Source organism: Bacillus toyonensis BCT-7112 (genome assembly GCF_000496285.1).
Classification (GTDB): Bacteria; Bacillota; Bacilli; order Bacillales; family Bacillaceae_G; genus Bacillus_A; species Bacillus_A toyonensis.
Genome location: NC_022781.1, coordinates 1,979,372 through 2,003,948 on the forward strand (window position 1 = coordinate 1,979,372; position 24,577 = coordinate 2,003,948).

Annotated in this window: 29 protein-coding genes, 1 pseudogene and 1 riboswitch; of the genes and pseudogenes, 9 read left to right on the forward strand and 21 right to left on the reverse strand. The window is 35.0% G+C overall.

Features of this window, described 5'->3' with window-relative positions:
• Positions 1–165 precede the first annotated feature (165 nt).
• Positions 166–639: an S-ribosylhomocysteine lyase LuxS gene (gene luxS, locus BTOYO_RS10225; RefSeq protein ID WP_001141371.1), complete on the reverse strand. Its 474-nt coding sequence runs from the start codon at positions 637–639 to the stop codon at positions 166–168.
• Between the two features lie 128 nt (positions 640–767).
• Here luxS and yidD point away from each other — a divergent pair, with 128 nt between their 5' ends.
• A complete protein-coding gene (gene yidD, locus BTOYO_RS10230; RefSeq protein ID WP_000809334.1) occupies positions 768–1,004 on the forward strand; it encodes a membrane protein insertion efficiency factor YidD in 237 nt (78 codons plus the stop codon).
• Here the strand turns inward: yidD and BTOYO_RS10235 are convergent.
• Positions 1,001–1,564, reverse strand: coding sequence for a beta-class carbonic anhydrase (locus BTOYO_RS10235; protein ID WP_000838170.1), 564 nt, complete (start codon positions 1,562–1,564; stop codon positions 1,001–1,003). The genes yidD and BTOYO_RS10235 overlap by 4 nt on opposite strands.
• 224 nt (positions 1,565–1,788) lie before the next feature.
• On the opposite strand from BTOYO_RS10235, the gene cydA reads away from it, so the two are divergent.
• Positions 1,789–3,138: a cytochrome ubiquinol oxidase subunit I gene (gene cydA, locus BTOYO_RS10240; protein WP_001286179.1), complete on the forward strand. Its 1,350-nt coding sequence runs from the start codon at positions 1,789–1,791 to the stop codon at positions 3,136–3,138.
• Positions 3,128–4,156 carry a cytochrome d ubiquinol oxidase subunit II gene (gene cydB / locus BTOYO_RS10245; RefSeq protein ID WP_000017648.1) on the forward strand — a complete coding sequence of 343 codons (1,029 nt, stop codon included), beginning with the start codon at positions 3,128–3,130 and terminating at the stop codon, positions 4,154–4,156. Before cydA ends, cydB begins: the two co-directional genes overlap by 11 nt.
• A 315-nt stretch (positions 4,157–4,471) precedes the next feature.
• Here cydB and BTOYO_RS10250 read toward each other — a convergent pair whose 3' ends face one another.
• Positions 4,472–4,705 (reverse strand): spore germination protein, encoded by a 234-nt coding sequence (locus tag BTOYO_RS10250; protein ID WP_002039815.1) that lies wholly within the window; start codon positions 4,703–4,705, stop codon positions 4,472–4,474.
• An 825-nt stretch (positions 4,706–5,530) separates the two neighbouring features.
• Here BTOYO_RS10250 and BTOYO_RS10255 point away from each other — a divergent pair.
• Positions 5,531–6,568: a YdcF family protein gene (locus BTOYO_RS10255; RefSeq protein ID WP_000965210.1), complete on the forward strand. Its 1,038-nt coding sequence runs from the start codon at positions 5,531–5,533 to the stop codon at positions 6,566–6,568.
• Positions 6,569–6,755: 187 nt separating this feature from the next.
• Positions 6,756–7,628 (forward strand): YitT family protein, encoded by an 873-nt coding sequence (locus BTOYO_RS10260; RefSeq protein ID WP_000415908.1) that lies wholly within the window; start codon positions 6,756–6,758, stop codon positions 7,626–7,628.
• Positions 7,629–7,788: 160 nt separating this feature from the next.
• Here BTOYO_RS10260 and BTOYO_RS10265 read toward each other — a convergent pair whose 3' ends face one another.
• From BTOYO_RS10265 to BTOYO_RS10285, 5 genes are all read right to left on the reverse strand, one after another.
• Entirely contained in the window at positions 7,789–8,007 is a 219-nt protein-coding gene (locus tag BTOYO_RS10265; protein WP_000158335.1) for a hypothetical protein, read from the reverse strand.
• A gap of 98 nt (positions 8,008–8,105) precedes the next feature.
• A complete protein-coding gene (locus BTOYO_RS10270) occupies positions 8,106–8,924 on the reverse strand; it encodes a DUF4247 domain-containing protein (protein ID WP_000071184.1) in 819 nt (272 codons plus the stop codon).
• A gap of 12 nt (positions 8,925–8,936) precedes the next feature.
• On the reverse strand, positions 8,937–9,443 hold the full coding sequence (locus tag BTOYO_RS10275) for a DUF4178 domain-containing protein (protein ID WP_000051753.1): 507 nt from the start codon (positions 9,441–9,443) through the stop codon (positions 8,937–8,939).
• Between the two features lie 21 nt (positions 9,444–9,464).
• Entirely contained in the window at positions 9,465–9,869 is a 405-nt protein-coding gene (locus BTOYO_RS10280; protein ID WP_000220091.1) for a DUF350 domain-containing protein, read from the reverse strand.
• A 197-nt stretch (positions 9,870–10,066) separates the two neighbouring features.
• Positions 10,067–10,732 (reverse strand): PspA/IM30 family protein, encoded by a 666-nt coding sequence (locus tag BTOYO_RS10285; RefSeq protein WP_000110292.1) that lies wholly within the window; start codon positions 10,730–10,732, stop codon positions 10,067–10,069.
• A gap of 420 nt (positions 10,733–11,152) precedes the next feature.
• On the opposite strand from BTOYO_RS10285, the gene BTOYO_RS10290 reads away from it, so the two are divergent.
• Entirely contained in the window at positions 11,153–11,731 is a 579-nt protein-coding gene (locus tag BTOYO_RS10290) for a lipoprotein BA_5634 family protein (protein WP_000737473.1), read from the forward strand.
• A 35-nt stretch (positions 11,732–11,766) separates the two neighbouring features.
• On the opposite strand, the gene BTOYO_RS10295 is transcribed toward BTOYO_RS10290, so the two are convergent.
• The 3 genes from BTOYO_RS10295 to BTOYO_RS10305 are packed head-to-tail and all read right to left on the reverse strand — an operon-like array spanning position 11,767 to position 14,160.
• Entirely contained in the window at positions 11,767–11,934 is a 168-nt protein-coding gene (locus tag BTOYO_RS10295; RefSeq protein ID WP_000989597.1) for a FeoB-associated Cys-rich membrane protein, read from the reverse strand.
• A 13-nt stretch (positions 11,935–11,947) separates the two neighbouring features.
• Positions 11,948–13,936 (reverse strand): ferrous iron transport protein B, encoded by a 1,989-nt coding sequence (feoB, locus tag BTOYO_RS10300; protein ID WP_001044846.1) that lies wholly within the window; start codon positions 13,934–13,936, stop codon positions 11,948–11,950.
• Positions 13,933–14,160, reverse strand: a complete 228-nt coding sequence (locus tag BTOYO_RS10305; RefSeq protein ID WP_000060512.1) for a FeoA family protein — start codon at positions 14,158–14,160, stop codon at positions 13,933–13,935. The genes feoB and BTOYO_RS10305 overlap by 4 nt, the downstream gene beginning before the upstream one ends.
• A 194-nt stretch (positions 14,161–14,354) precedes the next feature.
• Positions 14,355–14,456, forward strand: a riboswitch (TPP riboswitch).
• A gap of 86 nt (positions 14,457–14,542) precedes the next feature.
• Here BTOYO_RS10305 and thiT point away from each other — a divergent pair.
• Positions 14,543–15,211 carry an energy-coupled thiamine transporter ThiT gene (thiT, locus tag BTOYO_RS10310; protein WP_001246601.1) on the forward strand — a complete coding sequence of 223 codons (669 nt, stop codon included), beginning with the start codon at positions 14,543–14,545 and terminating at the stop codon, positions 15,209–15,211.
• A 222-nt stretch (positions 15,212–15,433) separates the two neighbouring features.
• Here thiT and BTOYO_RS10315 read toward each other — a convergent pair whose 3' ends face one another.
• The 6 genes from BTOYO_RS10315 to BTOYO_RS10340 all read right to left on the reverse strand — a co-directional run bounded on the left by BTOYO_RS10315 (position 15,434) and on the right by BTOYO_RS10340 (position 20,098).
• A complete protein-coding gene (locus BTOYO_RS10315; RefSeq protein WP_001225352.1) occupies positions 15,434–17,308 on the reverse strand; it encodes a sensor histidine kinase in 1,875 nt (624 codons plus the stop codon).
• Positions 17,305–17,994 (reverse strand): response regulator transcription factor, encoded by a 690-nt coding sequence (locus BTOYO_RS10320; RefSeq protein ID WP_000041867.1) that lies wholly within the window; start codon positions 17,992–17,994, stop codon positions 17,305–17,307. Before BTOYO_RS10320 ends, BTOYO_RS10315 begins: the two co-directional genes overlap by 4 nt.
• A gap of 39 nt (positions 17,995–18,033) precedes the next feature.
• The gene (locus BTOYO_RS10325) at positions 18,034–18,654 is read right to left on the reverse strand and encodes a class D sortase (protein WP_000771583.1); all 621 of its coding nucleotides are present in this window, start codon (positions 18,652–18,654) and stop codon (positions 18,034–18,036) included.
• 89 nt (positions 18,655–18,743) lie between these two features.
• Positions 18,744–19,190: an LPXTG cell wall anchor domain-containing protein gene (locus BTOYO_RS10330; protein ID WP_000728020.1), complete on the reverse strand. Its 447-nt coding sequence runs from the start codon at positions 19,188–19,190 to the stop codon at positions 18,744–18,746.
• A 175-nt stretch (positions 19,191–19,365) separates the two neighbouring features.
• Complete coding sequence (locus BTOYO_RS10335) at positions 19,366–19,698, reverse strand: hypothetical protein (protein ID WP_000415609.1); 333 nt, start codon at positions 19,696–19,698, stop codon at positions 19,366–19,368.
• Positions 19,699–19,882: 184 nt separating this feature from the next.
• Entirely contained in the window at positions 19,883–20,098 is a 216-nt protein-coding gene (locus BTOYO_RS10340; protein ID WP_002039823.1) for a hypothetical protein, read from the reverse strand.
• 161 nt (positions 20,099–20,259) lie between these two features.
• Here BTOYO_RS10340 and hpt point away from each other — a divergent pair, with 161 nt between their 5' ends.
• Together hpt and BTOYO_RS10350 are read left to right on the forward strand one after the other, a co-directional pair.
• Positions 20,260–20,787, forward strand: a complete 528-nt coding sequence (hpt, locus tag BTOYO_RS10345; RefSeq protein ID WP_000687583.1) for a hypoxanthine phosphoribosyltransferase — start codon at positions 20,260–20,262, stop codon at positions 20,785–20,787.
• Positions 20,788–21,016: 229 nt separating this feature from the next.
• Positions 21,017–21,919, forward strand: coding sequence for a diacylglycerol/lipid kinase family protein (locus BTOYO_RS10350; protein ID WP_000162588.1), 903 nt, complete (start codon positions 21,017–21,019; stop codon positions 21,917–21,919).
• Between the two features lie 39 nt (positions 21,920–21,958).
• Here the strand turns inward: BTOYO_RS10350 and BTOYO_RS10355 are convergent, their stop codons facing one another.
• The 4 genes and pseudogenes from BTOYO_RS10355 to BTOYO_RS10370 all read right to left on the reverse strand — a co-directional run bounded on the left by BTOYO_RS10355 (position 21,959) and on the right by BTOYO_RS10370 (position 24,560).
• A complete protein-coding gene (locus BTOYO_RS10355; RefSeq protein WP_000830223.1) occupies positions 21,959–22,468 on the reverse strand; it encodes a DUF2199 domain-containing protein in 510 nt (169 codons plus the stop codon).
• A gap of 24 nt (positions 22,469–22,492) precedes the next feature.
• Complete coding sequence (locus BTOYO_RS10360; RefSeq protein WP_000886479.1) at positions 22,493–23,197, reverse strand: DUF7003 family protein; 705 nt, start codon at positions 23,195–23,197, stop codon at positions 22,493–22,495.
• A gap of 104 nt (positions 23,198–23,301) precedes the next feature.
• Positions 23,302–23,796 (reverse strand): annotated as a pseudogene (locus BTOYO_RS10365) (immunity protein Imm33 domain-containing protein); the annotation flags it as partial.
• Complete coding sequence (locus tag BTOYO_RS10370; RefSeq protein WP_000449854.1) at positions 23,793–24,560, reverse strand: DUF4261 domain-containing protein; 768 nt, start codon at positions 24,558–24,560, stop codon at positions 23,793–23,795. The gene BTOYO_RS10370 and the pseudogene BTOYO_RS10365, both read right to left, overlap by 4 nt.
• Positions 24,561–24,577 lie beyond the last annotated feature (17 nt).

Consider the following 24,577-nt stretch of genomic DNA (forward strand, 5'->3'; position numbering starts at 1 on the left):
ACACAAAAAACTCCTGTTTTTCAAACAGGAGCTCTCATTAATATATTCACCTACTGCCTTTCATTTCTTAAAAATGCTCATAAGTGAAACTCATTGTTTTTCTATAAAACCTGTACTTTTCTCTTTTACAAATAAAAAAACTGCCTTTTCACAGGCAGTTTTTCTTTATCCAAATACTTTTTCAAGTTCGTCTTTATCTTGGCTTAACCAGAAGTTCATTAAGCGTTGTGCTCCTTCTAAATCGTGAAGCTTCGCTTGGCCACATTGTGTTTCGTTTGCAGCTGGAATTTCTGTAATTTGAACCGCATCTTTTAATGTTAGTTCTAATAAATCAATGATTTCACGAACTGTTGGTGTTCCGCTTACAACAAGATAATATCCTGTTTGGCAGCCCATTGGTGAAATATCGATAATATCAAAATGCGGATAACGATCAATATATTTACGTAAATTAAATGCCAATAAATGCTCTAACGTATGAATAACATCTGGTTTCATTGCTTGTTTATTCGGTTGGCAAAAACGAATATCGAATTTATTTACAATACCGTCACTACCTACGTTATGAACTCCGCAATGTCTTACATAAGGTGCCTTTACAATCGTATGATCTAATTCAAAGCTTTCTACTGATGGCATACAACATCTCTCCCGCTTTTAATTTAATTCCGTTATATCCAATATGATATAACGGAAATGCACATTAGTAAAGTATTATGTACAGTCGTGCTATAATACTTTAAGAATATGCTGAAAAGGAGACCATTATGAAACAGATTTTCATTGGAATTATACGCTTTTATCAAAAATTTATTTCGCCGATGACACCGCCAACGTGCCGCTTTTATCCGACTTGTTCTCATTACGGATTAGAGGCGTTTCAAAAGCATGGTGCATTGAAAGGTTTTTGGCTTACTTGTAAGCGTATATTAAAATGTCACCCTTTCCACCCGGGAGGATTTGATCCTGTCCCAGATAAAAAGGATGACAAAGTAAATTCTTAATTGTCGTAACCATTCACAACTAAATCTAATTTTCCTGTATCAGGATCTATAACAAGACCGTGAACAGGTACTTCTTCTGGAAGTAATGGATGATTGCGAAGTATTGATACACTATGTTCTACACTTTCTTCAACACTAGAGAACCCTTGTAGGAATCTTTCTAAATCGATTCCAGAATAACGAAGTGTATCTAATTTCTCATCTGTTACACCGCGCTCTTTCATCTTCTCAATTGTACTGCTTGCTTGAATTTTTGCCATACCACAATCATGATGACCAACTACACAAACTTCATCGGCACCAAGTTCGTATACAGCAACTAAAATACTACGCATAATACTTCCGAATGGATGGGAAATAACAGCGCCTGCTACTTTAATAATTTTCACATCACCGTTACGCATATTCATCGCTTTCGGTAATAATTCAACAAGACGAGTATCCATACAAGAGATAATTACCATTTTTTTATTTGGAAATTTTCCTGTTTCATACTCTTCGTATTTTTTCTCTTCAACGAATTTTTCATTGTATTGTAAAATCTCTTCTAATGACTTCATAGTACAGAACCCTCTTTTCTCTCATTTACATTACATATGTAGTGTACCAAAATTTGAAAAACTCAAAAAGGATATTGCTTTATAGTAAAAATGAGATATTTTCAGATAACCGACATAATTCTTTCAAAATATACACACACCTTTGTAACAAGTCTCACATACTTTAAACGTATTTTCACTATAAACTGATTGTAGATAATGTAAAAAAGGAGTGAATATTTATTATGTCCGACGTTCTGTTACTAAGTCGTTTTCAATTTGCAATTACTATTTTTTATCACTTTTTATTTGTACCTTTAACAATCGGACTTGTTATTTTAGTAGCATGTATGGAAACTCAATACGCCCGCACATTGAATCCAACATACCGCAAAATGGCAAATTTCTGGGGTAAATTATTTACAATTAACTTCGTAATGGGGATTATAACCGGGATTACGATGGAATTCCAATTTGGAACAAACTGGTCTGAGTACTCCAAATATATGGGAGATATTTTCGGATCCCCTCTCGCAATCGAAGCACTCGTTGCCTTCTTCTTAGAATCTACGTTCATGGGAATATGGTTATTCGGTAAAGACAAAATTTCACCAAAGTTCCGTGCCTTCTGTATGTGGATGGTTGCACTTGGAACAAATATTTCCGCACTTTGGATTATTACAGCAAACGGCTTTATGCAAAATCCTGTTGGCTATGTAGTACGTAACGGCCGCGCTGAATTAAATGATTTCTGGGCACTTGTTACAAATCCATATGCTTGGAACATGTTCTTCCATACTGTAATTAGTTGTTATATCGTTGGTGCTTTCTTCGTTATGGCCATTAGTGCCTATCACTTGCTACGTAAAAATGAAGTGGAATTCTTCAAAAAATCATTTAAGTTTGGTTTAATGTTAGGCTTATTCGCCGCAACTATTACACCGTTTATGGGACATCAATCTGGTGTATCGGCAGCTAAATATCAACCTGCTAAAGGAGCTGCGATGGAAGCAGTTTGGGAAACTGGAAAAGGACAAGGTTTCTCAATCATTCAAATTCCTGATGTGAAAAATGAAAAGAACTTTGAACTACTTACAATTCCAAAACTCGGAAGTTTCTTCTATACAAACTCATTTGATGGAGAAATTGTTGGTTTAAAAGATATTCCGAAAGAAGATCGTCCAAACGTTAACCTCGTGTACTATAGCTTCCGCTTAATGGTCGCACTTGGCATGTTCTTTATGGCATTAACTTGGTTCGGTTTCTATTTAAACCGAAAAGGAAAACTAGAAAACTCAAAACGTTATTTAAAAATTACAATGTGGTCTGTCTTACTTCCGTACATTGCGATTAACGCTGGCTGGATTGTCGCTGAAGTAGGTCGTCAACCATGGACAGTTTATAAACTAATGCGTACAGCAGAATCTGTATCACCTATATCAGTTCCACAAATTTGGTTCTCATTAATTAGTTTAATATTGTTCTATACTTTACTTTTAATTGCAGACGTATACTTAATGCTAAAGTTCGCAAAAAAAGGACCTGCTGCATTAGAAGAGCCTGCTACTGAAGGAGGTACAGCTCATGTCTCATGATATGCTTGCAATCATCTGGTTCGGTTTATGGGGCGTAATTTGGACAGTTTACTTCATTCTTGATGGCTACGCACTCGGTAACGGAATGATTTTCCCATTCGTTGCGAAAGACCGACAAGAACGAAATCAATTACAAGAAGCAATTGGTCCATTTTGGGGTGGTAATGAAGTATGGTTAATTACAGCTGGTGGCGCAACATTTGCTGCCTTTCCAATCACATATGCAAATATGTTTAGTTACCTATACACACCACTATTTTTAGTATTACTTGCACTATTTGCTCGTGCTGCTGGACTTGAATTTATGCATAAAGATGATTCACCAATTTGGCAAAAAACTTGTAAATGGGCATTTACAAGTGGTAGTTTCCTAATCGCTTTTTTATTCGGTGTTACATTCGCTAACCTATATTACGGACTACAAATCGGAAAAAATGGCTATGAAGGAAATTTACTTAGCTTACTAAACCATTACGGTATTTTAGGTGGTCTGTTCTTCACTGCTATATTCGTCGTATCTGGTGCTCTTTGGGTTATGATTAAAACGACTGGTGAAGTATCCGATCGTGCTTATAAAATCGCAAGACCATTTTCAATGGCAGCTGCTATCATTTTAGCTATCTTCTATGTAGCAACTGCAAATCGCACAAACTTATTCCAAAACTTTACGGAATATCCGGTACTATTTATTCTTCCAGTACTTGCAATGTTAATGAGTGTACTCGCACTTATTATGGTGTACAAACATAAAATCGGCCTCGCCTTTACATTTGTTTGCTTAACAATCGCAATGTTTATGACAACTGGCTTTGCAGGTATGTTCCCAAGAATGTTACCTTCTCGCATTAACGACGCCTATAGTACAACGTTATACAACGCAGCTGGTAGCCAATTAAACTTAAAAATTATGTTCTTCGTTGCAATAGTTATGGTACCAATTGTTATTGGCTATCAACTTTGGAGCTACAGTATTTTTAAAAATAAAATCCATAAAGACTCTGCTAAAGGATATCACTAAGATAAAAAGACACTTCGTTTGAAGTGTCTTTTTTACGTATGATTTTCGATAAAGTGAAACTATAATCAGTGGGGATTTTGTTCATCCCCACTGATTATTAGCCCACACCAATCGGACATTTCCGGGCAGTTGATTCCCTACCTAAATACTCAGCACAAGCCGATCTGTGAGGTGGGAGTCTTACTGCCCGTAAATAGCAGGATAAGATGTTATACTTTCAATCTAACAACTATGATACAGAAGAATCACAAACAGCTCACAACTAAATTGTATCATAGGGCAAATTCATCATTTTATGCAATTTTACATATTGCACTATAAGGTAAATTGTATCTCTTGGTCATTTACATCATTATCCCTTACATCTGCTGTACTAATCCCGCTAAATGTTCTCACATTTAATCCAGTGTTCGATGATCCCGATCCATTATAAGCTTTCGTCTTTTCAATCGGTTGCACGTTATATTTATCCCCTAAATTAATCGTCCCATTGCAGTTTTCAATAATAACACCTTCAACAACTGCCGGCATATTGTCACCTACTTTCATTTCCTTACTTTCATTTTATGAAAATCGCCTATAAAAATAGCATGTTTCAATAAGAAAAAGCACTCAAAATGAGTGCTTTTTCTCTAAGCATGAATGGCAAGTTTGGAGACAGTTGACTTCTTCAAAATTTTATTAGGGGTAATATTTTGAAAAAGAAAGCCTTTCATATTTAACTTAACACCACTGGAATATATAGTAAATTGATAATGTTTATACGGAAGATTGCTAATGTTTAGTATAGATAGTTTCCACTATGTTAACAGTAAAAACTCATCTCCACTAAACAATAAAAAGTGCCCTCAAAGAAGACACTTTTCATAAACAGACACTATAAAACAGAATTATTTATCCCGCATTAACGGGCAGTAAGACCCCCACCTCAAAATTCAGCGAAAGAAAAAAAGTTAGGTGGGGGATCAACTGCCTGTAAATGCCCGATTGGTTCAACTAATAATCAGCTGGGGATGAATCCCCCACTGATTAAAGTTTCACTTTATTGTTATACGATTGTTAGATACAAAAAATTGAGGGAAATGCTTGTACAAAATTCTGCTTTATAAAGTCTGTCTACAACTTATATTTTAATCCTCTTCATTTGAAAATAAATATAATATGCACAATTACATACAAAAAAGAAAAGACACTCTACCGAGTGCCTTTTCAACCATTTTACTTTTAATATATCGCTTTACATACATTTTAACATATGTATCTATATAATTTATTGAGAAAATTCAAAATCCTTTTTCTTTCATTTTCACTTATGAAATCATGTAATATAAAAGATATGTCAAATTCTTATACAAGTTGAGGTGTACTATATTTATGCTGTATTTTGGAATTATTCCTCTTATTTTGTTTATTATTTTTCTTATCTCTTATTTAAAAGATCCGCGAAAAATCATAAACGGCTTTTTATTTAATGCCTTTATCTGTTTTTTCCTTCTTTTTTGCGTAATCGTATCTTTGAACTCAGATAGTGCTGTCTTGCGTTACATTATATTTTTACCTTTTTTAGCACTCCTCATTATGCTTCCTTTCGGTATTATCGCTTTAATGTTTGGATTATTTCTTAATGCAAGAATTTTAATGAAGCGAGAAGGACGACGGTTCACTAACTGTTTAACGCTCCTTGCTGCTTTAGGGATGTTATTCTTTATGTTACTCCCTATTATAAATCCAGCAAGTTTGGTCTCATCACATTTAGAGCCTATTTTTGCAGGTATTTCTCTTATAAGCGTATATTTCTTTATACACTTATCTAACTTTTTAAGTGCTTATTTTCTATACCAATTCAACAGACCAAGACGTAATCAAGATTTCATCATCGTTCTCGGTAGTGGCTTAATTAATGATAAAGTACCACCTTTACTTGCAAGCCGCATTAATAAAGCTATCGACTTTTATTGGAAACAAGCAGCTGTGAATACACCACCAACAATTATTTTCTCTGGTGGACAAGGTCCAGATGAAGGGCTTCCTGAAGCAGAAGCGATGCAAAATTATGCGGTCGAAAAAGGAATTCCTCTTGAACATACAGTGCAAGAAAATCGCTCTGTAAACACATATCAAAATATGTCGTTCTCTAAAGAAATTATGGACTCTTTAAAACCTGAAGGTAAGTATAGAAGTATTTTTACAACGAATAATTTCCACCTTTTCCGCGCTGGTATATATGCAAGACAAGCTGGCCTAAATAGCCAAGGAATTGGATCAAAAACCGCATTTTATTACTGGCCTAATGCAATGATTCGTGAATACGTTGCGATTGTCGTAATGGGACGTAAACGTCATATGAAGTTTTGCGGAGCTATTTTAGGATTCGCTTTATTCGTGTCAGTACTTAGCTTTATATTTTCTTAATAGCATCCCATCCTTTGAAAGGATGGGATTTCTTATACTCATTTCAAAAATATTTTAAAGATAATATGGCGATAATATTCCCTCCATACATCCATTAAAGGAGAATTTTTTCAAATTAAATGTTAAAATGAAATTTAGGTGTGAATGATGTAACAAACAAGAAACTAGTTTGAAACGAGGAAATTATATGGAGAAAACTATCAAAAACAAGCCCAATAAGCTAAAAATCGCTTCAAAAGCTTTGATGATTATTATTGGGGCATTTATTACAGCGTACGGATTAGAGGCTGTCTTAATTCCAAATAACGTATCCGACGGTGGTGTAACTGGTTTAAGTATCGTTAGTTCAAGATTATTTGGATTGCCATTAGGGGCTCTAATCGCAGTTATTAACATTCCTTTCGTTTGGTTAGGATATAAGCAAATCGGTAAAAGCTTTGCAATTTATTCCATTATCGGGATTGCCTCATTAGCAATAGGTACCGTTGTCATGCACGGAATACCAACTATTATTGAAGGCGATACATTATTAGTTACAGTTGTTGGTGGTATTATTATCGGTTTTGGTATGGGACTAGCATTACGTAACGGCGGAGCATTAGATGGAATCGATATGCTAGCTGTATTACTTTCTCGCAAGTTACCTTTTGGAACGAGTGACCTTATTTTATTCTTAAACATGTTCGTGTTTATTTTCGTATCAACAGTATTCGGTCTTCAAGGAGCTATTCTTTCGGCAATTGCTTACTTTATTGCTTCGAAAGTGATTCATATCGTTGAAGTTGGTTTAAGTGGTTCGAAAACATTTAAAATTATCACAAAAGAACCTGAATTAATGGTAGAAACAATTCGCGATCGTTTAGGCCGAAGCGCAACGTATAACGAAGTATACGGTGGTTATTCAAGAGAGAAATTCAAAGAAATTTCTTGTGTAATTAACCGTTTAGAAGAAAGTAAAATGAAAGATCTTATTAATGAAATCGATCCAAATGCCTTTATTACAGTTTATGACGTAGCAGAAGTAAAAGGCGGTAATTTCAAGAAACGTGATATTCATTAATCGTTATGAAAAACGAGGCTGTGCCAACATTTTGGCACAGCCTCGTTTTATTATTAAGTTGCTATCGTTGTCAGTTTTTGTCGGTAAGTCGATATATTTCAATAATCGCTGATATATTTTGAGTTGCGGTCGATATATTCCAATAAGCGCTGATATATTTTTACTCGCCCCACCGGCTCCCTCGTTTAATCCACTCTACATACTTTTGAAAAACCGGCACTTCTTGTTGAAAACGAAGCGGAACATATAGAAAAAGAGTACATGTACATAGTATCCATAGAATACCTACTACAAAGTGAAATTTCATTGTTGTGCTAATAAACAAACTGAGGAATAAGACGAGGAACATAATCAAACTAAACCTTTTATATATAGTCATAATAATCTCCTCCTTATAACTTAATTGTACCAGCTACAAGGAATTAATTTCCATAATAAAAAGACCGAAAAGCAAATTCTACTTTTCGATCTTTTTAACTATCTTCGCTTCGTAATTTTTCCTGAACCACCGACCCTCGTTTTCGGAGGAGATGTATTCCTTGGCGGGGTTTTAATAGATGATTTCGGCTTCACATCTGATCCGCTTGAACCACCTGGTGTTTTTGTAATTTTCCCTTTGCTTCCGGTAGAAGGTGGAGGCGTCGTATTATTTCCTTTTTCAGTAATACTTCCCTTATCACCTACTGATGACTTCGAATCTACATTATCGCCTCGCTTAATGATAGATCCTTTCCCTTCCTTCGTAATTGGAGGCGGGGTTTTCTTTTCTTCTTTCGTAGGTGGCCTTTCCGGAATAACTGGTTTATGATTTTGTCTGTCATTATATCCTCGATAATCACCAGATGATGATTTTTTTGAACCGAATATATCGTTTAATATACTCCCCATAATATACCCTTGCAAGAAGGATGGTTGGTAATTTTGACGGACAAACTCTTTATTACTTATTTCAATTAACGTATCAGACGGTTTCTCTTTATCCTTTTGCAGATTATAAATCTTATCAGAATAAACGAGGAACATTTGATTTTCGTCTTCTTTAGATGCTTGCTTCGGTTCTCTTTCATTAATGAGTTCCTTTGCTACTTCAGGAACAGACCGATTGGCGGCCCTATACACGTAAGATTCTTGTTTACCTTCCTTTGCAACAGACTCGAGTGGATAACGGTCTTGAATCGACTTCGTCTGCCCGCCTTGACAGCCTGATAAAGCATAACCGGCAACAACAAGTAAAATAACGATAGCAAGTATAGGGATCACGAACGATTTAATCATGGTAAACAATCGGTTTGACATGATTACGCCCCCTTACGTTGCTCTTATAATTTGTACATCTGCAGGAATGATTGCTTCTCCCTCATACATCATTGTGCGACCATTTTGCCATTCAATACGTAATAATTTTCGGTTATCAGATTGAAATTCCCATACGTACTGTTCTTCTGAAGCAGAGAATGGTGTTTTTCCCATTACAACAACACGTCCGTTATATTGCTCTTCCATATGGTACTCGGTATCATCCATTTCAATTGTCGTCGGAACTTCATCAATTGAATCTAAACGACCATCAATTGGTGTATATAATTTGTAATACGTATTTTCACGATCTTCAATTTTCAAATAACGAATATCTTTCCCATCTTGCAGTGTTAAAACAATCTCCTTACGAGAATGCATGCTCGTTTTTCCAGTTAATTCGTACATAACTAATGAAACTTCAATCATATCGCCAGGAGCTAATGTCAAAAGACTCTTTTCCGGCTTCGGCGGCTCTGGACTTTTCATTATATTTTTAATTCGTTTAAATAAGCTCACAATCTACCCCTCCTTTTCTCTTTATAAACAAGCACCTAAAATAAGTGCACCAACAATATGTAATGATCCAGCTAACATCGCATGCGCAACACTGCCTTCTTTCGTACCTTCTTCTAAATCCAAACCAGACATTTTCTTTAACACAAACTCAATAAACATTTCTACCACTAGTAAAATAACGAAAGAAACTGCTGAAGCAAGTAGTGCTTGCCATAAGTCATTCGCTTTCGTTATTGATTGAGATAAAATGTACCCTTGTGCGAATAATTTCATGACGAAACGAGTTGTTACAGCTGTATTCCCATTTTTTATTTCTTTTAAATCATTGTATTTTGTAAAAATTGAATCAACCCACATAATTGCAAATAAAAGTACTGCACTCGCTCCAGTCCATACGAGCATGGCTACTACATTCATCCATGTCATTGCAAAACCTCCTCTAAATATAAAGTGAAACTTTAATCGGTGGGGCGTTTTCCATCCCCTACTGATTATTAGCTCCCACCAGCCTCTCTGCTTTCACGAAATGTTGGGCGGGAGTCTTACTACCGGCAAATAGCGGGGTAATAGAAAACCGACATGAATTTGTTTAGACATGTCGGTTCATTTGTCTCTATTCTATATTATTTCTCATACTGCTTCATAATACGAGCTAATTCATCGTCAACAGCAGAATTTTTGTTTAAGCTTGCGAATTCATCATCTAATGACTTTTCTTTTTTGTAAACTTCACCGCTTGCTTCTGCTTCAGCTTCTAATTGAAGAGCTTTCTCTTCCATACGGCTTAAACCAGCTTTTGCTGAATTTGAATCAAACCCAGACATCGCCTGATTAATATTCTTTTGTGCTTTCGCTGCATTTACACGTGCTACAAGTGTTTCACGTTTATTTTTCAGCTCTGTTAATTGCTTACGCATTTCTTCTAACTTCGCACGAAGATTATCAGCAGCTGCTTTATTTTGCTCATAGCTTGCTTTATACTCATTCATTTTTTGCTCTGCATTTTGTTTTTCTTCTAGTGCACGGCGCGCAAGATCTAAGTTACTAGCTTGAACAGCCATATGAGCTTGATCTTCACGCTTTTTCACAAGTGCTTCTTGTTCTTCAAATAATAATTTAAACTTTTTCTCAAGCGCGATTTGAGCTGCTACACTTTTCTCAGCTTCTTGTACATCCGCTTGCATATCGCGTAAATATTGATCCGTCATCTTAACTGGATCTTCCGCTTTTTCAATTAATGAATACACATTTGACATTGTTAAATCTCGTAATCGTTTAAATACAGACATCCAAATTCCTCCTATGATATACCTCATATTTCAAATTCACTACTTGGAAAACTTAAAAATCTCCCTTTACAGTAAAGAATATTCATTTTTACAGCCTATGTGTTTATTATAACAAAACTAATATGTCCTTACATGTTATTTCCAAAATATAACCAATATAATATGACATTCCAGATATAACATTGTATTCCTAATATATTATATTACCAATATATTATAATTAAAACCATCAAAAATTGACTTATTTTTATTTACTTTCACTAAATTACATTATTGTAATGTTACTGTAAGCTAACTCGATAGTTACATTCCGATATTTCTTATACACTAATACCAGAAGCAACAAACAAGCTTCTCAAACTGTAAGAACTAATACAAAAACTGTATTTACTATAAAACATATGACAAGGAGAAATCATCATGAAAAAATTAGTAGGAATCGGATTAGCAGCAGCAATTTCATTCGGAGCATTATCAGGTTGTTCTTTATTAGGAGAAAAGGCAAACGGCTTTGTATTGTACGGATCAGAAGAGCAAGTAACACAAATTGCAGATAAAAACAAAAAAGAAGTGAAAGAAAAAGACTTCTATAAAATGAAACTTACAACGTTAGAAGATAAAAAAGTTCTTGTAATGGATAAAAAAACTGGTGAAGAACTAGTGAAGAAAGAGTTACTTAGCAAAGTGGATGCAAAAGACGACACGAAACCACTTGATAAATTACCAGCTGTAACAACAGAACAAGGTGTATTATTCGCAAAAAACAAAGTTGAAAATGCTAAAATCGATGGCGCGAAATTAAAATATGAAGGCAACATAATTATCGGAAGTGGCCGTGCATATGCAGATATGTTCGCGATTGTTGATGATGCAACTTACAACAATGTAAAAGGTGAAGAAAAATCGGTGGGTGTATTAAAATTTGATAAGGACCCGAGTAAAGAATTCCCTGGCAAAAATGGTGTAGAAACATCACAACTTGTAAAAATTAAAAAGTAAGAAAAAAGCTTTGCGAGATTCGCAAAGCTTTTTTTCTACTTGTGAGCGATTTGCTCCATATCCGGACTACAAGTTTGCGACTGGCATGACTTATTTAAAGAACATGCTGCGCATTTTCCTTTTTTACTTCTTTTTACGAAATTAACTAACGTATATGCTGCATAACCAAAAATGATAGCTCCAATTATAATATTGACCATCATCATACATCTCCTTTTAGAATCCGAGTAAAGATCCAACTTGGTATATAATAAGCGTTAATACATAAGCAACTACGAGCGGATAAACGACTGAGAAAATCGTCCATTTCGCTGATCCTGTTTCACGTTTAATAACAGCTACTGTCGCTAAGCACGGAACGTATAATAAAATAAAGAACATAAATGCATACGCTGATAATGCTGTATAATGTGCTCCCATTACGTTTCCAAGCACATCTTCTTTAACCGCATAAATAATCGCCATTGTAGAAACGACAACTTCTTTCGCTAAAAATCCTGTTAAAAGGGATGCTGCAGCTTGCCACGTTCCAAAGCCTAGCGGTGCAAATAGCGGTGCGATAAATCCACCAATCATCGCTAAGTAACTGTCTCCCATATCAACACCAAATCCTGATGGACCTGCATAATTTAATAGCCAAATGACAACCGAACCACCAAAGATGAATGTACCAGCTTTACGAACAAACCCTTTCCCTTTTTCCCATGTGCTAAGCCATAACGTTTTCGCTTGTGGCACGCGGTAAGGCGGTAGTTCAATGACGAAAATAGATTTTTCCGCTTTTAAAATAGTAAGAGACATTATTTTTGTAACTAATAACGCAAGGACAATCCCTGCAACGTATAAAGAGAACACAACAGTTGCCTGACTATGAGGGAAGAACACTCCCGCAAATAATGCATATACAGGTAAACGTGCTGAACAAGACATAAATGGTGTTACTAAAATTGTAAGTAAACGCTCTTTCTCCTGTTCAATCGTTCTCGCTGCCATAATACCTGGAACGTTACAGCCAAAACCGATAATCATCGGAATAAAGGCTTTTCCATTTAAACCGAAGAACTCCATAATTCTATCCATAACAACTGCAATTCGCGCCATATACCCTGAGTCTTCTAATAATGAAATGAAAAAGAATAGTGCAAAGATTTGTGGAACGAATACTAACACAGCACCAACACCGGCAATAATACCTTCTGTAACAAGCGCTTGAATAAAATCAGAAGCTCCAATACTTGTAAGTCCAGCCGTCACCCAATCCGTAAGCTGGCCACCAAAAAACTCATCTAACATATCCGATAAAGGTGTACCAATCCAAGTAAACGTAACCTGAAAAATAAAAAACATAACTGCTAAAAAGATTGGAAGTCCTAAAATTTTATGTGTAATTAATCTATCAATTTTTTCTGAAAAAGGAATTTTTCCTTCTTTCTCATGCTTCATAACATTTGTTTTTAACTTTTCAATATACGCTTCACGAGTTTTGTAAATGTGCTCTTCTAACGTACAATCAAGTTTTCCTTCTAAGCGAGATCGAATGGCTATGAGTTCCTTATAAATTGGTAATGCTTTTATTTCTTTTTCTACTACTTCGTTATTGCTTAAAAATTGAAGTGCTAACCATCTCGGATGCTCGTAATTCACTGTCTCTAAAAGAGCAGTTACTTCTCCAATTCCTTCATCCATTTGTACACCATATGAAATAAGGAATGGCTTTTTCTCTTTTTTGTCATTTTCTTTAAGAGTCGTAAGCAGTTCTTCACAGCCTTTTCCACTTCTTGCAACGACAGGCACAACTGTTACACCTAATAGTTCTGATAATCGTTTTACATCAATTACAATTCCTCTTTGCTTCGCCACATCAACCATGTTTAAACCAATTGAGACTGGCTTACCAAATTCAAGTAACTGCAACGTTAAATGCATATTTCTTTCAAACTGCGAGGAATCTACGATATTTAACATATGATTAAATTCTTCTGTTAATAGAAAGTTTGTTACAACACCTTCATCACGTGAAACTGGATTTAAATCATAAACACCTGGTAAATCAATTAATGTTCCTTGTCTATCTTTTAATTTACCAACCTTCTTTTCTACTGTTACACCGCTCCAGTTTCCTACATATTCATAAGAACCAGTAAGTGCATTAAATAATGATGTCTTCCCTGTATTCGGATTCCCTAGCAAAGCTACCTTATTCACGCTAATTCCACCTTTATCATTTTCGCGTCACAATGACGAATACTAATTAACTGTCCACGACACTCCAATGTACAAGGACCTTTAAACATCGCTTTCTGTTTCAGGCGAAGTTCGCTTCCTTCAGCAAGACCGAAAGCAGCTAGTCTACGCTTTAATAGCTGATCTAAAGACTGAATACTTTTTACTAACACTTTCTCTCCAATTTTAATATCTACTAAGCTCATAACCTTCCCCCTCAGAAGAGAATGATAATTATTTTCAAAAAAATTATACCACACCCAATTTCTCTTGTACTATACCCTTTTGCTTCATATTTATTAACATTTCGCTACAATTGTATTTCAATTATTGTCATACTGTATTCGTTTGCCATTCTCATCCATTTCGCTTACAATAAACAATAGCAAATAAAGAATCTCGTTATCACTGGGGGAGCCATGCCGCTGAGAGGGAACACTTCGTTCCGACCCTTCGAACCTGTTAGTTAATGCTAACGCAGGGATTGTGCAAACGTCCGAAATACATACCTCATTTTTATTTACGTATTTCGTATCCTCCTATGATATCTATTCTTTTTTGTACAACTTGGATTTAGGGGGAGACAACATGCGTAACACTAATTTACAAGCGATGATCGAATCTGCTATTCTTGCAGCCTTCGCCATGGTCATCGACATTTTACCATTATCAATTAAACTTCCAACAGGCGGTTCTATCTCATTCGCTATGATTCCTATTTTTATTATTGCTTACCGCTGGGGCTTTAAATCAGCTTTCTTAGGTGGTTTAGTTTGGGGACTGTTACAAATTGTCGTAGGTGATGCCTACATTTTAACACCAGTTCAAGCATTCATTGAGTACTTCATTGCCTTTGCTTTTATCGGATTTGCCGGGTTATTCTATCGTCCAATTCAAAATGCACTTTTAGCATCTAATGCGAATGGCAACGAACAATCAAACTTAAGTAGCCATAAAGATAAACCTTCATCAAAACAAAACCAAGGAAAGAAAGTAATTGGATTCATTATCGTTGCTACATTTATCGGTAGTCTAGCTCGTTACTTCTGTCACTTTATTGCCGGTATTATTTTCTGGGGACAATATGCACCGAAAGGTCAATCAGCTGTGCTATATTCATTAATCGTAAATGGCAGCACAATGCTTGGTTCTTTTATTCTATGTACAGTTTTACTTATATTTTTATTTATCACTTCACCACGCTTATTCAAAAGCATCAATGCTTATCAAATAAATGCAAACAAAAAGGGCGCTTAACTAGCGCCCTTTTTTATATCAAAATTCTCAATGAGTAATATCGATAATAAATACAATAAATGCACAAAGAAAAATAAATACCATCACACCTAGTAAATTGCTATTCATGGCTAATCTACTCCTTACATAACCTCTTTTTCTAACAAGATTATATCTCTTAAAAATAAAGATTAGGTAAAGATAATATGAAAATAACTTAAAAAAAAGCGTAGCATGTATGATCTACGCTTTTTTCAGTAAGTAGAAGTAAAATAACACACCATCTTCTGTATTCTTTACCCCATATTCAGCATCGTGCAGTTCTAAAATATTCTTTGAAATAGCAAGCCCAAGCCCTGTTCCACCTTGTGAACGATGACGTGCTGCATCCACGCGATAAAAACGATCCCAAATTTTATCTAATTGCTCTTCTTCAATATGAGTACCTTTATTTTCAATACACACTTTTATACGATTTTTCTCATCTATTGTAGAAATAATAATATCCTCTTTATTCGGTGTATAACGTATGGCATTCGTAATGAAGTTCACGATGACTTGTTCAATCCGGCCTTGATTTGCGACTACTTCAAATGGACCTATATTTTTATGAACACGAAGTTCTTTTTTCTCTATTTCTACAGAAAGGTGTTCACATATATCTTCAATTACTGTATCGATATAAAATGAATCCATTTTCATTTTATATGTACCTGACTCAAATTTAGCTAACTCAAGCATATCTAAAATTAACGTATCCATTTTATCTACTTCTCGTTCCATCGCTTGAAAATAGTACTCTTTTTTATGTTCAGCTACCCCATCCTTTAAAATAGAAATACAGCTTTTCATAATACTTAACGGTGTTTTTAATTCATGTGAAACACCAGAAATGAATTCCTTCCGCGTCTTTTCTAGCTTTCTTTCCTTTTCAATATCTTGTTCTAGCTGTCCAATATGCGAATGGAGTTTATTCGATAGCGTATTAATATTTTTCGATAAATCACCAATTTCATCTTTTGAAGTAATTGGTATTTTTTCTGTGAAATCTAAATGCGCTATTTTTTTCGTTGTATCATTTATTTTTAGTAGCGGTTTTGCAATTTGTTTCGAGTAATAAAACGAAGCTAGAAAAACCAAAACGACTACAAATGCAATAATGTAAATGTAATAATCTTGTACCATTTGTACAGCCTCATCTACTGGTTGTAAAGAAGCCATCGCATATATATATGCTACTGATCCATCTTTTTCTTTTATTGGCTTAATTAATAATTTATACTTTATATCATTCTTTTCAAAATCCATTGTCTCTATTGTATATCGTATTTTATTGCTTTCTTTTAATAATAAATCAGTTTGAAATTCTTTTATATTATCCAAAAATAAATTGTTTTTATAAATTGGATTTACGGGAACTGTTCCATCAGAAGGCTGCACTTTCGTAATTGTCCCATTTATATTGAAATCGGAATTTTGAGCAACCCTCTTCTTCTCCAAATCACTCAAATTCCCAGCAACTTTTTTTCTTTCCTCATCGATTAAATCTTGTGCTACTTTTGGCTTTTCCTCACTTGCCTTAAGTTCCCTTTCAGCTAACTTCTTACTTAGTGGTTTATTAGCCCAACTCAAACTCCCCTCTGCTGACTGTAAATATGATGTGATGAAACTGTCATTTCTTAGCAAACCACTAAAATAAACCTTTTTTCCTACCAAACTAGGTAGTATCCTACTTTCAATCTCATCTATATTCATGAGGTTATACAGAGGAATAGTGATTGTTTTTTGTCCAAATTGTTTCTCTGCCCAACGCTCTAAAGTAATCTCCACATAAAAATCATCCGCATGTTTTAAATTTCCATTCTGATCTAATGTTGTAATCCACGTGTTATTTTCTCTTAAAAATTCTTGCTCCAGCTTCTGGATTCCATCTGCACTTCCTGCATAATTTAAATAGTTCTTTTCAAAAGAATTTAAATTCACTTTAATATCTTCCACTTTTCGATTTGCATAATATTGTTTGAAAAATATCGTTTGTCCAATAAAAATCGTCGCTAAAATCAACATACATAATGCTGTTGTGAGAGTAAATAATTTTAGTACAATCCCTTTTCTCATACATTCCCCTCAAACTTATATCCAGTTCGCACTACAGTTGTAATGTACTTTGCTTTCTCTCCTAATTTATTTCTTAAATTACGAATATGGCTATTAACCGTTCGATCATCACCAGCAAATTCATATCCCCAAATTCTTGAAATTAATTGTTCCCTTGTTAGTACAATTCCTTGGTTTTTCATGAAATACACCAATATTTCAAACTCCGTATGCGTTAAACTAACATCTACCTCATCAACAGTAACAGTACGTGATGGAAAATGAACGTGGATACCATGAATTGATAACGTATCATCTTCATTCTCTAAAGGTTTCTTCGATGCTTTTCTACTTTCTAATAATCGTTTCGCTCTTGCTAATAAAATTGGTGGACTGTACGGCTTCGTCACATAGTCATCTGCCCCAAGTTCAAAACCAAGTAACGTATCATCTTCATCTACGCGCGCCGTCAACATAATAATAGGCACCTCGGACGTCTTCCGAATTCTTCGGCAAACAGACCATCCATCGAGTTCCGGCAACATAATATCTAAAATAACTAAATCAACCTCTTCTTCTTCAAATACAACTAAAGCTTCTTTCCCGTCCCTTGCTTCAAACACTACATATTGTTCACTTAAAAAATAATCTTTTAATATTTCACGTAAAATCTCTTCATCTTCAACAATTAAAATGTTTTTTGACATAACCTATGTATCCCCCTCTCGCCTTCAGAAACTATAATTTTATTTTGAATAACTAGCAGTTAACTTCGCCTCGATAATATATCTATCCGGTGCATCTCCTATATAATCAAATGGGTAACAAGTTGTCAGTGTTAATAGTGGTTCTTCTTTTTTTATAATAACAGTACGATCATCCGCATGGGTAATCCACGTCTTTTGAATTTCATATGTGTAAGTTTTATTATCATACTCTAAAGTAAGAGTATCCTTTTCTTTCAACTCTCCTAAATCTGTAAATACAGTATCCCGGTGCCCACTTAATACAGTATGTCCCCCTCCAGATGGCGTTGTCGTTAAATCGCTAACAAACATACCAACTCCTTTTTTGAGCGTTGCATCATTCGCTCCCCAATATATAGAAAACTTCTTCTTTATTTTCGGTATATTTAACATTGCTACTTTTTCTCCTTCTTTATGTTCTATTTGAGAAGAAGGCACTTGAGAAGTTACAGGTGTTTCATGAGCAAGTTGAGTATCTTGTATATTTTTAAGATTCTTTATTTCTTCTGCCGTTAATTCTTGCGCAGAGCTTTTTCCTTTATACCATTCCACAGCGTAATATGATCCCATGAATAGCCCTATGGCCATCAATATGATACCGATATAATTGAGTAACTTCATGTTTCATCCCTCCATGCAAAAAATGGTAGGAATAACCTACCATTTTTAATATGTGAAATTATCCCATTCTTTATAGGACAATATTTTATTTACGCCTTAACTTTATTACGACGATTCAAACCAAATAATGTACCTACCGCTACAAGACATGCGCTTAATCCCATCATTGCTACATTATTAGATGCTGTATTTGGTAATTTTTCACCTTTTACAACTGGCTTCGCTACTTCTTTTTTTGCCGCATCTTTTTTTTGTTGCACTTGTGCTTCTTCTTTTTTCCTTACTTCATTCTTTTGTTGCTCTTTTATCGCAGCTTCTTTTTTAGCCATATCACTTTTCTCTTGGACTTGTGCCGCTTGCTTTTTCTCTTCTTCATTTTTTTGCTGCGCCTTAATTGCTTCTTCTTTTTTAGCTTTATCTTGTTGCACTTGCGCTTCTTCTTCCTTTGTTACTGTTCCAGTATCCGCACTTGCTACTGAAGAATATCCTACTGTTAAAAGTGCCATTGCACAGATCGGTAATAGTTTCTTTTTCATTTTATCTCTCTCCTCTTATACGTTTTACATCACTTCGCATCGGATGTATCACTAGAATAAACAAGAGAGATAAATATAAGATGCAGATGAAATATATTTCATTTAAAGATTTCATTGTAGAAAAATAAAAAACATCGCAATATATACGATGTTTTTTGAGTGCGTGTCTCAATATTTACATGTTACTTTCGCGTGTTTCAGAAGTAGAGCGGGCCGGAGCGATAACTAATTGTCTCGGCTCAGTTTTCTTGAAGTGATTTTTGACGTTACACTTACGACGTTGAACAACCCACGCTTTAATAGGATTTGTTAAAATAATCTTTTGCTCTTCGTTAGGGGCCTCTTCTTCCAATCTACAACTTTCGCTCCATTTACGCCATTTCATTGTAATTTGCGAAGAAGAATGATCGTCTTTACGATCAAACAAGTGCAAAAAATCCATTTCTCCAGCTAGCATTACGGTGTTACTAGTCGCTAAAAAAGAAAAGGTTGTCCAACGTTTCTCCATGCCCTCCTACTCCTTCTTCACATATAGAGTGCCTAAAACTTAATTTACCTAAAATGTGCTTGCCTTTTACCTTACACCCCTAGTTTATCCAAAATACTATTATGCAACTATCGATTTGTCTTACAACTACCTTACAGTTTTGTAAGAAACGAAAAAACCTTCACTATATATACGTGAGGGTTTCTTAATTCTTATCTATATGATTTTTCATATTATCAAGTCCAGCTTCTTTGAGCTGTGATATCATACCGTGGGAAATTGCGCCTAATACTAAAGTCATTCCAATTAGTGAAATGCGAATTGCAGGTACATCAATTATGTAAGCCAACATACCAAGAACAATTGTTAACAGCAATGCTTTTATAAATGTTACACTTGTATACTGTTTCTTTTTCATCATAATCACCCTTTGTGGAAGCGTTTTCTTAATGTAATCAGTATATCATATCATCTGATTATTTTGTGGGGATTTTTGTAAAAACCTTATGTCTTCTTTGACTTTTTTCTTTCTATCCTTTACAGTCGAAATGTTCACAAGTTTTACACTGTAGGAGGATTCAAATGAAAATTGAAATAAAAGACACTTTAATTTCTGAAGAACAATTACAAGCAAAAGTAAAAGAACTAGCACTTCAAATCGAGCGTGACTTTGAAGGAGAAGAAATCGTAGTAATCGCAGTATTAAAAGGTTCATTCGTATTCGCTGCTGATTTAATTCGTCACATTAAAAACGAAGTAACAATCGACTTTATCTCTGCATCTAGCTACGGAAATCAAACAGAAACAACTGGAAAAGTAAAACTATTAAAAGATATCGATGTAAACATTACTGGAAAAAACGTAATTGTCGTAGAAGACATTATCGATTCTGGTTTAACACTTCACTTCTTAAAAGATCACTTCTTCATGCACAAACCAAAAGCATTGAAATTCTGTACGTTACTTGATAAACCTGAACGCCGTAAAGTGGACTTAAAAGCTGAATATGTTGGCTTCCAAATTCCAGACGAATTTATCGTTGGCTACGGTATCGACTGCGCAGAAAAATATCGTAACTTACCATTTATCGCTTCAGTTGTAACGGAGTAATATAATAAAATAAAGTGAAACTTTAATCAGTGGTTTTTTTCTCCCACTGATTATTAGCCTTCACCAATCGGGCTTTTACGGGCAGTTAATCTCCCACCTGACTTCCTCGTATTCGGCGAAATTTGAGGTGGGAGTCTTACTGCCCGTTAATCGGGGTAAACTTCCATCAATTACTGATGGAAGTTTATTTTCTATCACAATTCGTAAAAGACAAAGGGAGAGAATAAAAATGACAAAGAAAAAATTTGAAAAAGTACTCCTCATCGTAAATCCAAAAGCTGGACAAGGCGACTTACATACAAATTTAGCGAAAATCGTACCACCTCTTGCGGCGAATTTTCCTGACTTACGTATCCTTCATACGAAAAAACAAGGTGATGCAACAAAATATTGTCAGGAGTTTGCTAGTAAAGTAGATTTAATTATCGTCTTTGGCGGTGACGGAACTGTATTTGAATGCACAAACGGCTTAGCTCCTCTTGAAACTAGACCTACACTTGCAATTATTCCAGGCGGAACTTGCAACGACTTCTCTCGCACACTTGGTGTTCCGCAAAACATTTCAGAAGCGGCAAAACTTATCACAAAGGAACACGTAAAACCAATTGACGTTGCAAAAGCAAATGGACAACATTTCTTAAACTTCTGGGGCATTGGTCTCGTATCTGAAGTATCAAACAATATCGATGCAGAAGAAAAAGCAAAACTTGGAAAAATCGGCTACTACTTAAGCACAATTCGAACTGTAAAAAATGCTGAAACATTCCCAGTTAAAATCACTTACGACGGACAAGTATATGAAGATGAAGCTGTTCTTGTTATGGTTGGAAACGGTGAATATCTTGGTGGTATTCCCTCCTTTATTCCGAACGTAAAATGTGATGACGGTACACTTGATATTTTCGTAGTTAAGTCAACAGGCATTCAAGCGTTTAAAGATTATATCGGAAAGAAACTATTTGAAGACTCAAATGAAAATGATATTTTCCATGTAAAGGCGAAATCCATTCATATTGAAACAGAAGAAGAAAAAGAAGTAGATACAGATGGCGAAAGTTCACTTCATACACCGTGTCATATTGAATTGTTGCAAGGGCACTTTACGATGATTTATAATCCTGCGGTTGTATAAGAAAAAACGAGTGCTATCACTCGTTTTTTCTCTTCTAATCTAGTTATGTTGTTGAATCATTTCTTGTATTTCTTTAACTCTCTCCAAAGTAATTCCATTTCTTTGTTCGATCGCTAAAGGATGCTCGGTTGGCTCTAATTCAACATACGGCGCCATTCCTACTTCTCTTATATGTACATTTGTTTTTAAATTTAGTGTTTCTGGATAAACTGGTATTTCTACAGATAACCAACCAAAGTAAGGATCACTATTTTCTCGGCCTCTTTCATCCCACTTCTCTAATACTTCATCATAACTTTCTTTACTAAGTGATGCCCACACAGTCCAAATGAAATTTTCGTGATAATCAATTATAGGAATCTCTAAACATCCTCTAATAAAGTAATGTTCATCGTCCATTACACAAAGATCTGATGTTAAATGGAACCGTCCCTCTCTTTCATGAGGCGCCACCTCGTAATAATAATATGGCGCTACACTTTCGTAGCATAAAGGAAGTGTAAAACGATTCATCTGTACTTTTTCTCCAGATTTTCTTCTTCTTTTCATTTGTTATTCTTTCTCCTATCCTTTTCAGTCACAATCAAATTCCACCCAATTTTTCCAATGCGTATTAGCATTTTTATTCACAATAACACTTGGATCTTTCTTCTCTATTGCAGCGGCTACTGATTGGAAGAATTCATTTTCACTTACTTTTTCTTCTTCAACATGTTTCCATTCTTCCGTTTCATAAGCTACTTGCCAGTCGCCTTCTAAACCAAACTCTTCTAAAATTTCTTCTTTATCCCACCATAATAATTCTTTAGCTTCATCATTAGTAGCAAGCATACGCATGAAGTATGTTGGATACTGCTCTGTCGTTTGTACTTCTATTCCATTATTCGCATAATCTTCTTCTGTAAATTGATATTCAAAATGATGCTCACGAATCTTTAAACTGCCGTTATAAATATCCAGTATAAATTCACCTTCATCATCAAACAACTCATAATCGCCATCATTTAATTGCAAAATACCATCATCACCCATTGAATGAGTAATTCTATCTCCATATACTTGAATATCATTAAATACACCTAATGAACCTGTACCAACAAATTGAAACACCATTAACCAATCCTGATTCTCTTTAAAGAAAAGAAAGAATTTCACTTGTGAAATATCCATATTTTCATTATCTAAGATAGGAAATTCATACTTACTTTGCTTTCTATCTAATAACCTTAAAATATCTTTTTGCACATTTATCACCTTTTCATTAATATTATCTAACATTTACCGTGCTCTCATGCAGCTGAAAAAATTCCTCTTTCATTGAGTAATAAAAACTCTCAATCTGTTACTTGAAAAACTTCAGAATCTATATTTAATATTTTTTATAAATCTTGATGATTAAAGTTATCTTTTAGACCATGCGTATGATAATTAGCATGGATACCATCAATATCTTCTGCTAATATGCTATGCATGTACCATCCATGCTCTTGTAGCATATTTTCTTCCCATGCATCTGAATCCTCTTCTAACTCTTCATTAAGTAAATTCGGATCATACCACACATCTTCGTAATCTCCATCAATTAAAAATCTCCAACCAGGTGGTAACCCTAAATACTTCTTTATTTCAGGTGCCCATTCATCAATATGTTGAACGTGTAAAGGAAGAAAGAAATCTTCTTCTGTCCCCATTTCTTCACCAGCCCAAATGTACCAACCTGTCGTTCCGTTTTCTACAGGCATTCGTAACCCATTAATTGGAACGGTACCACTTTTCACATTTTGCGCTATCCCTAACTTAAAGTTATCTGGTGATTCTACATACTCCGCCTCATATTTTTCACATATGCGTAGTTGCTCTTTTATGCATTTCTTCATCCTCTTAGCATACTCCTCAATTTTTGAAATATAGATTTCTTTGGCGAAGCACTCTCTAACTTCCATACCCCACACGGATTATAAAATGGATCCTCTTGTTCATAACGACTATCTATATAATGAGATAAAAGATACACTGGAGCATCTTCTTTGAAACTAATTGTATCTCCATCTTTCAAATTAGGTTTTTCCAATATATTATGTAGGTTAAAATCATTTAATAAATCTACAGCTACTTCCGGCTCTATTCCTCCGTCTAAAACAACGTCTGGTAGATTAAATGCTTGCATTCCACATGAATAATAACCGTCCTCTTCATCTCCAACTAAAGTTACAAGATGTGAATACATAGGAAAGATTTCCTTATCCTCTGCAAGCCCTTGCCATTCTTCTTTTGAATAAGCTACACCTGCTGTTTCAACTTTTAAAGCAAGTCCACCTGCATTTAAAAGTTCCATTCCTACATCAATTACTTCTTGTAACCTCTCTGTATCGTCAACTTTTGCAATAACATACACTGTATAAGTATGCTTCTCCAAATCCCGAAGCAATTCTTCATCAAAACGCTCACCACTTGCATAGAAGAAAGCCTCTCTCAAAGAAGGATCTTGTTCATATATATCGATTTCAAAGCCAATCTCCTTCTCCTTATGGTGCATACTATTCCCTGCTAACATATAGTTACTTTTACTCACAACTTCTTGTATTAATTCTGTTCTATCTTTCCATAAACCAGGTACTCCAATAACGATTTGTGTCTCCATTAACATGCTCCCTTTTC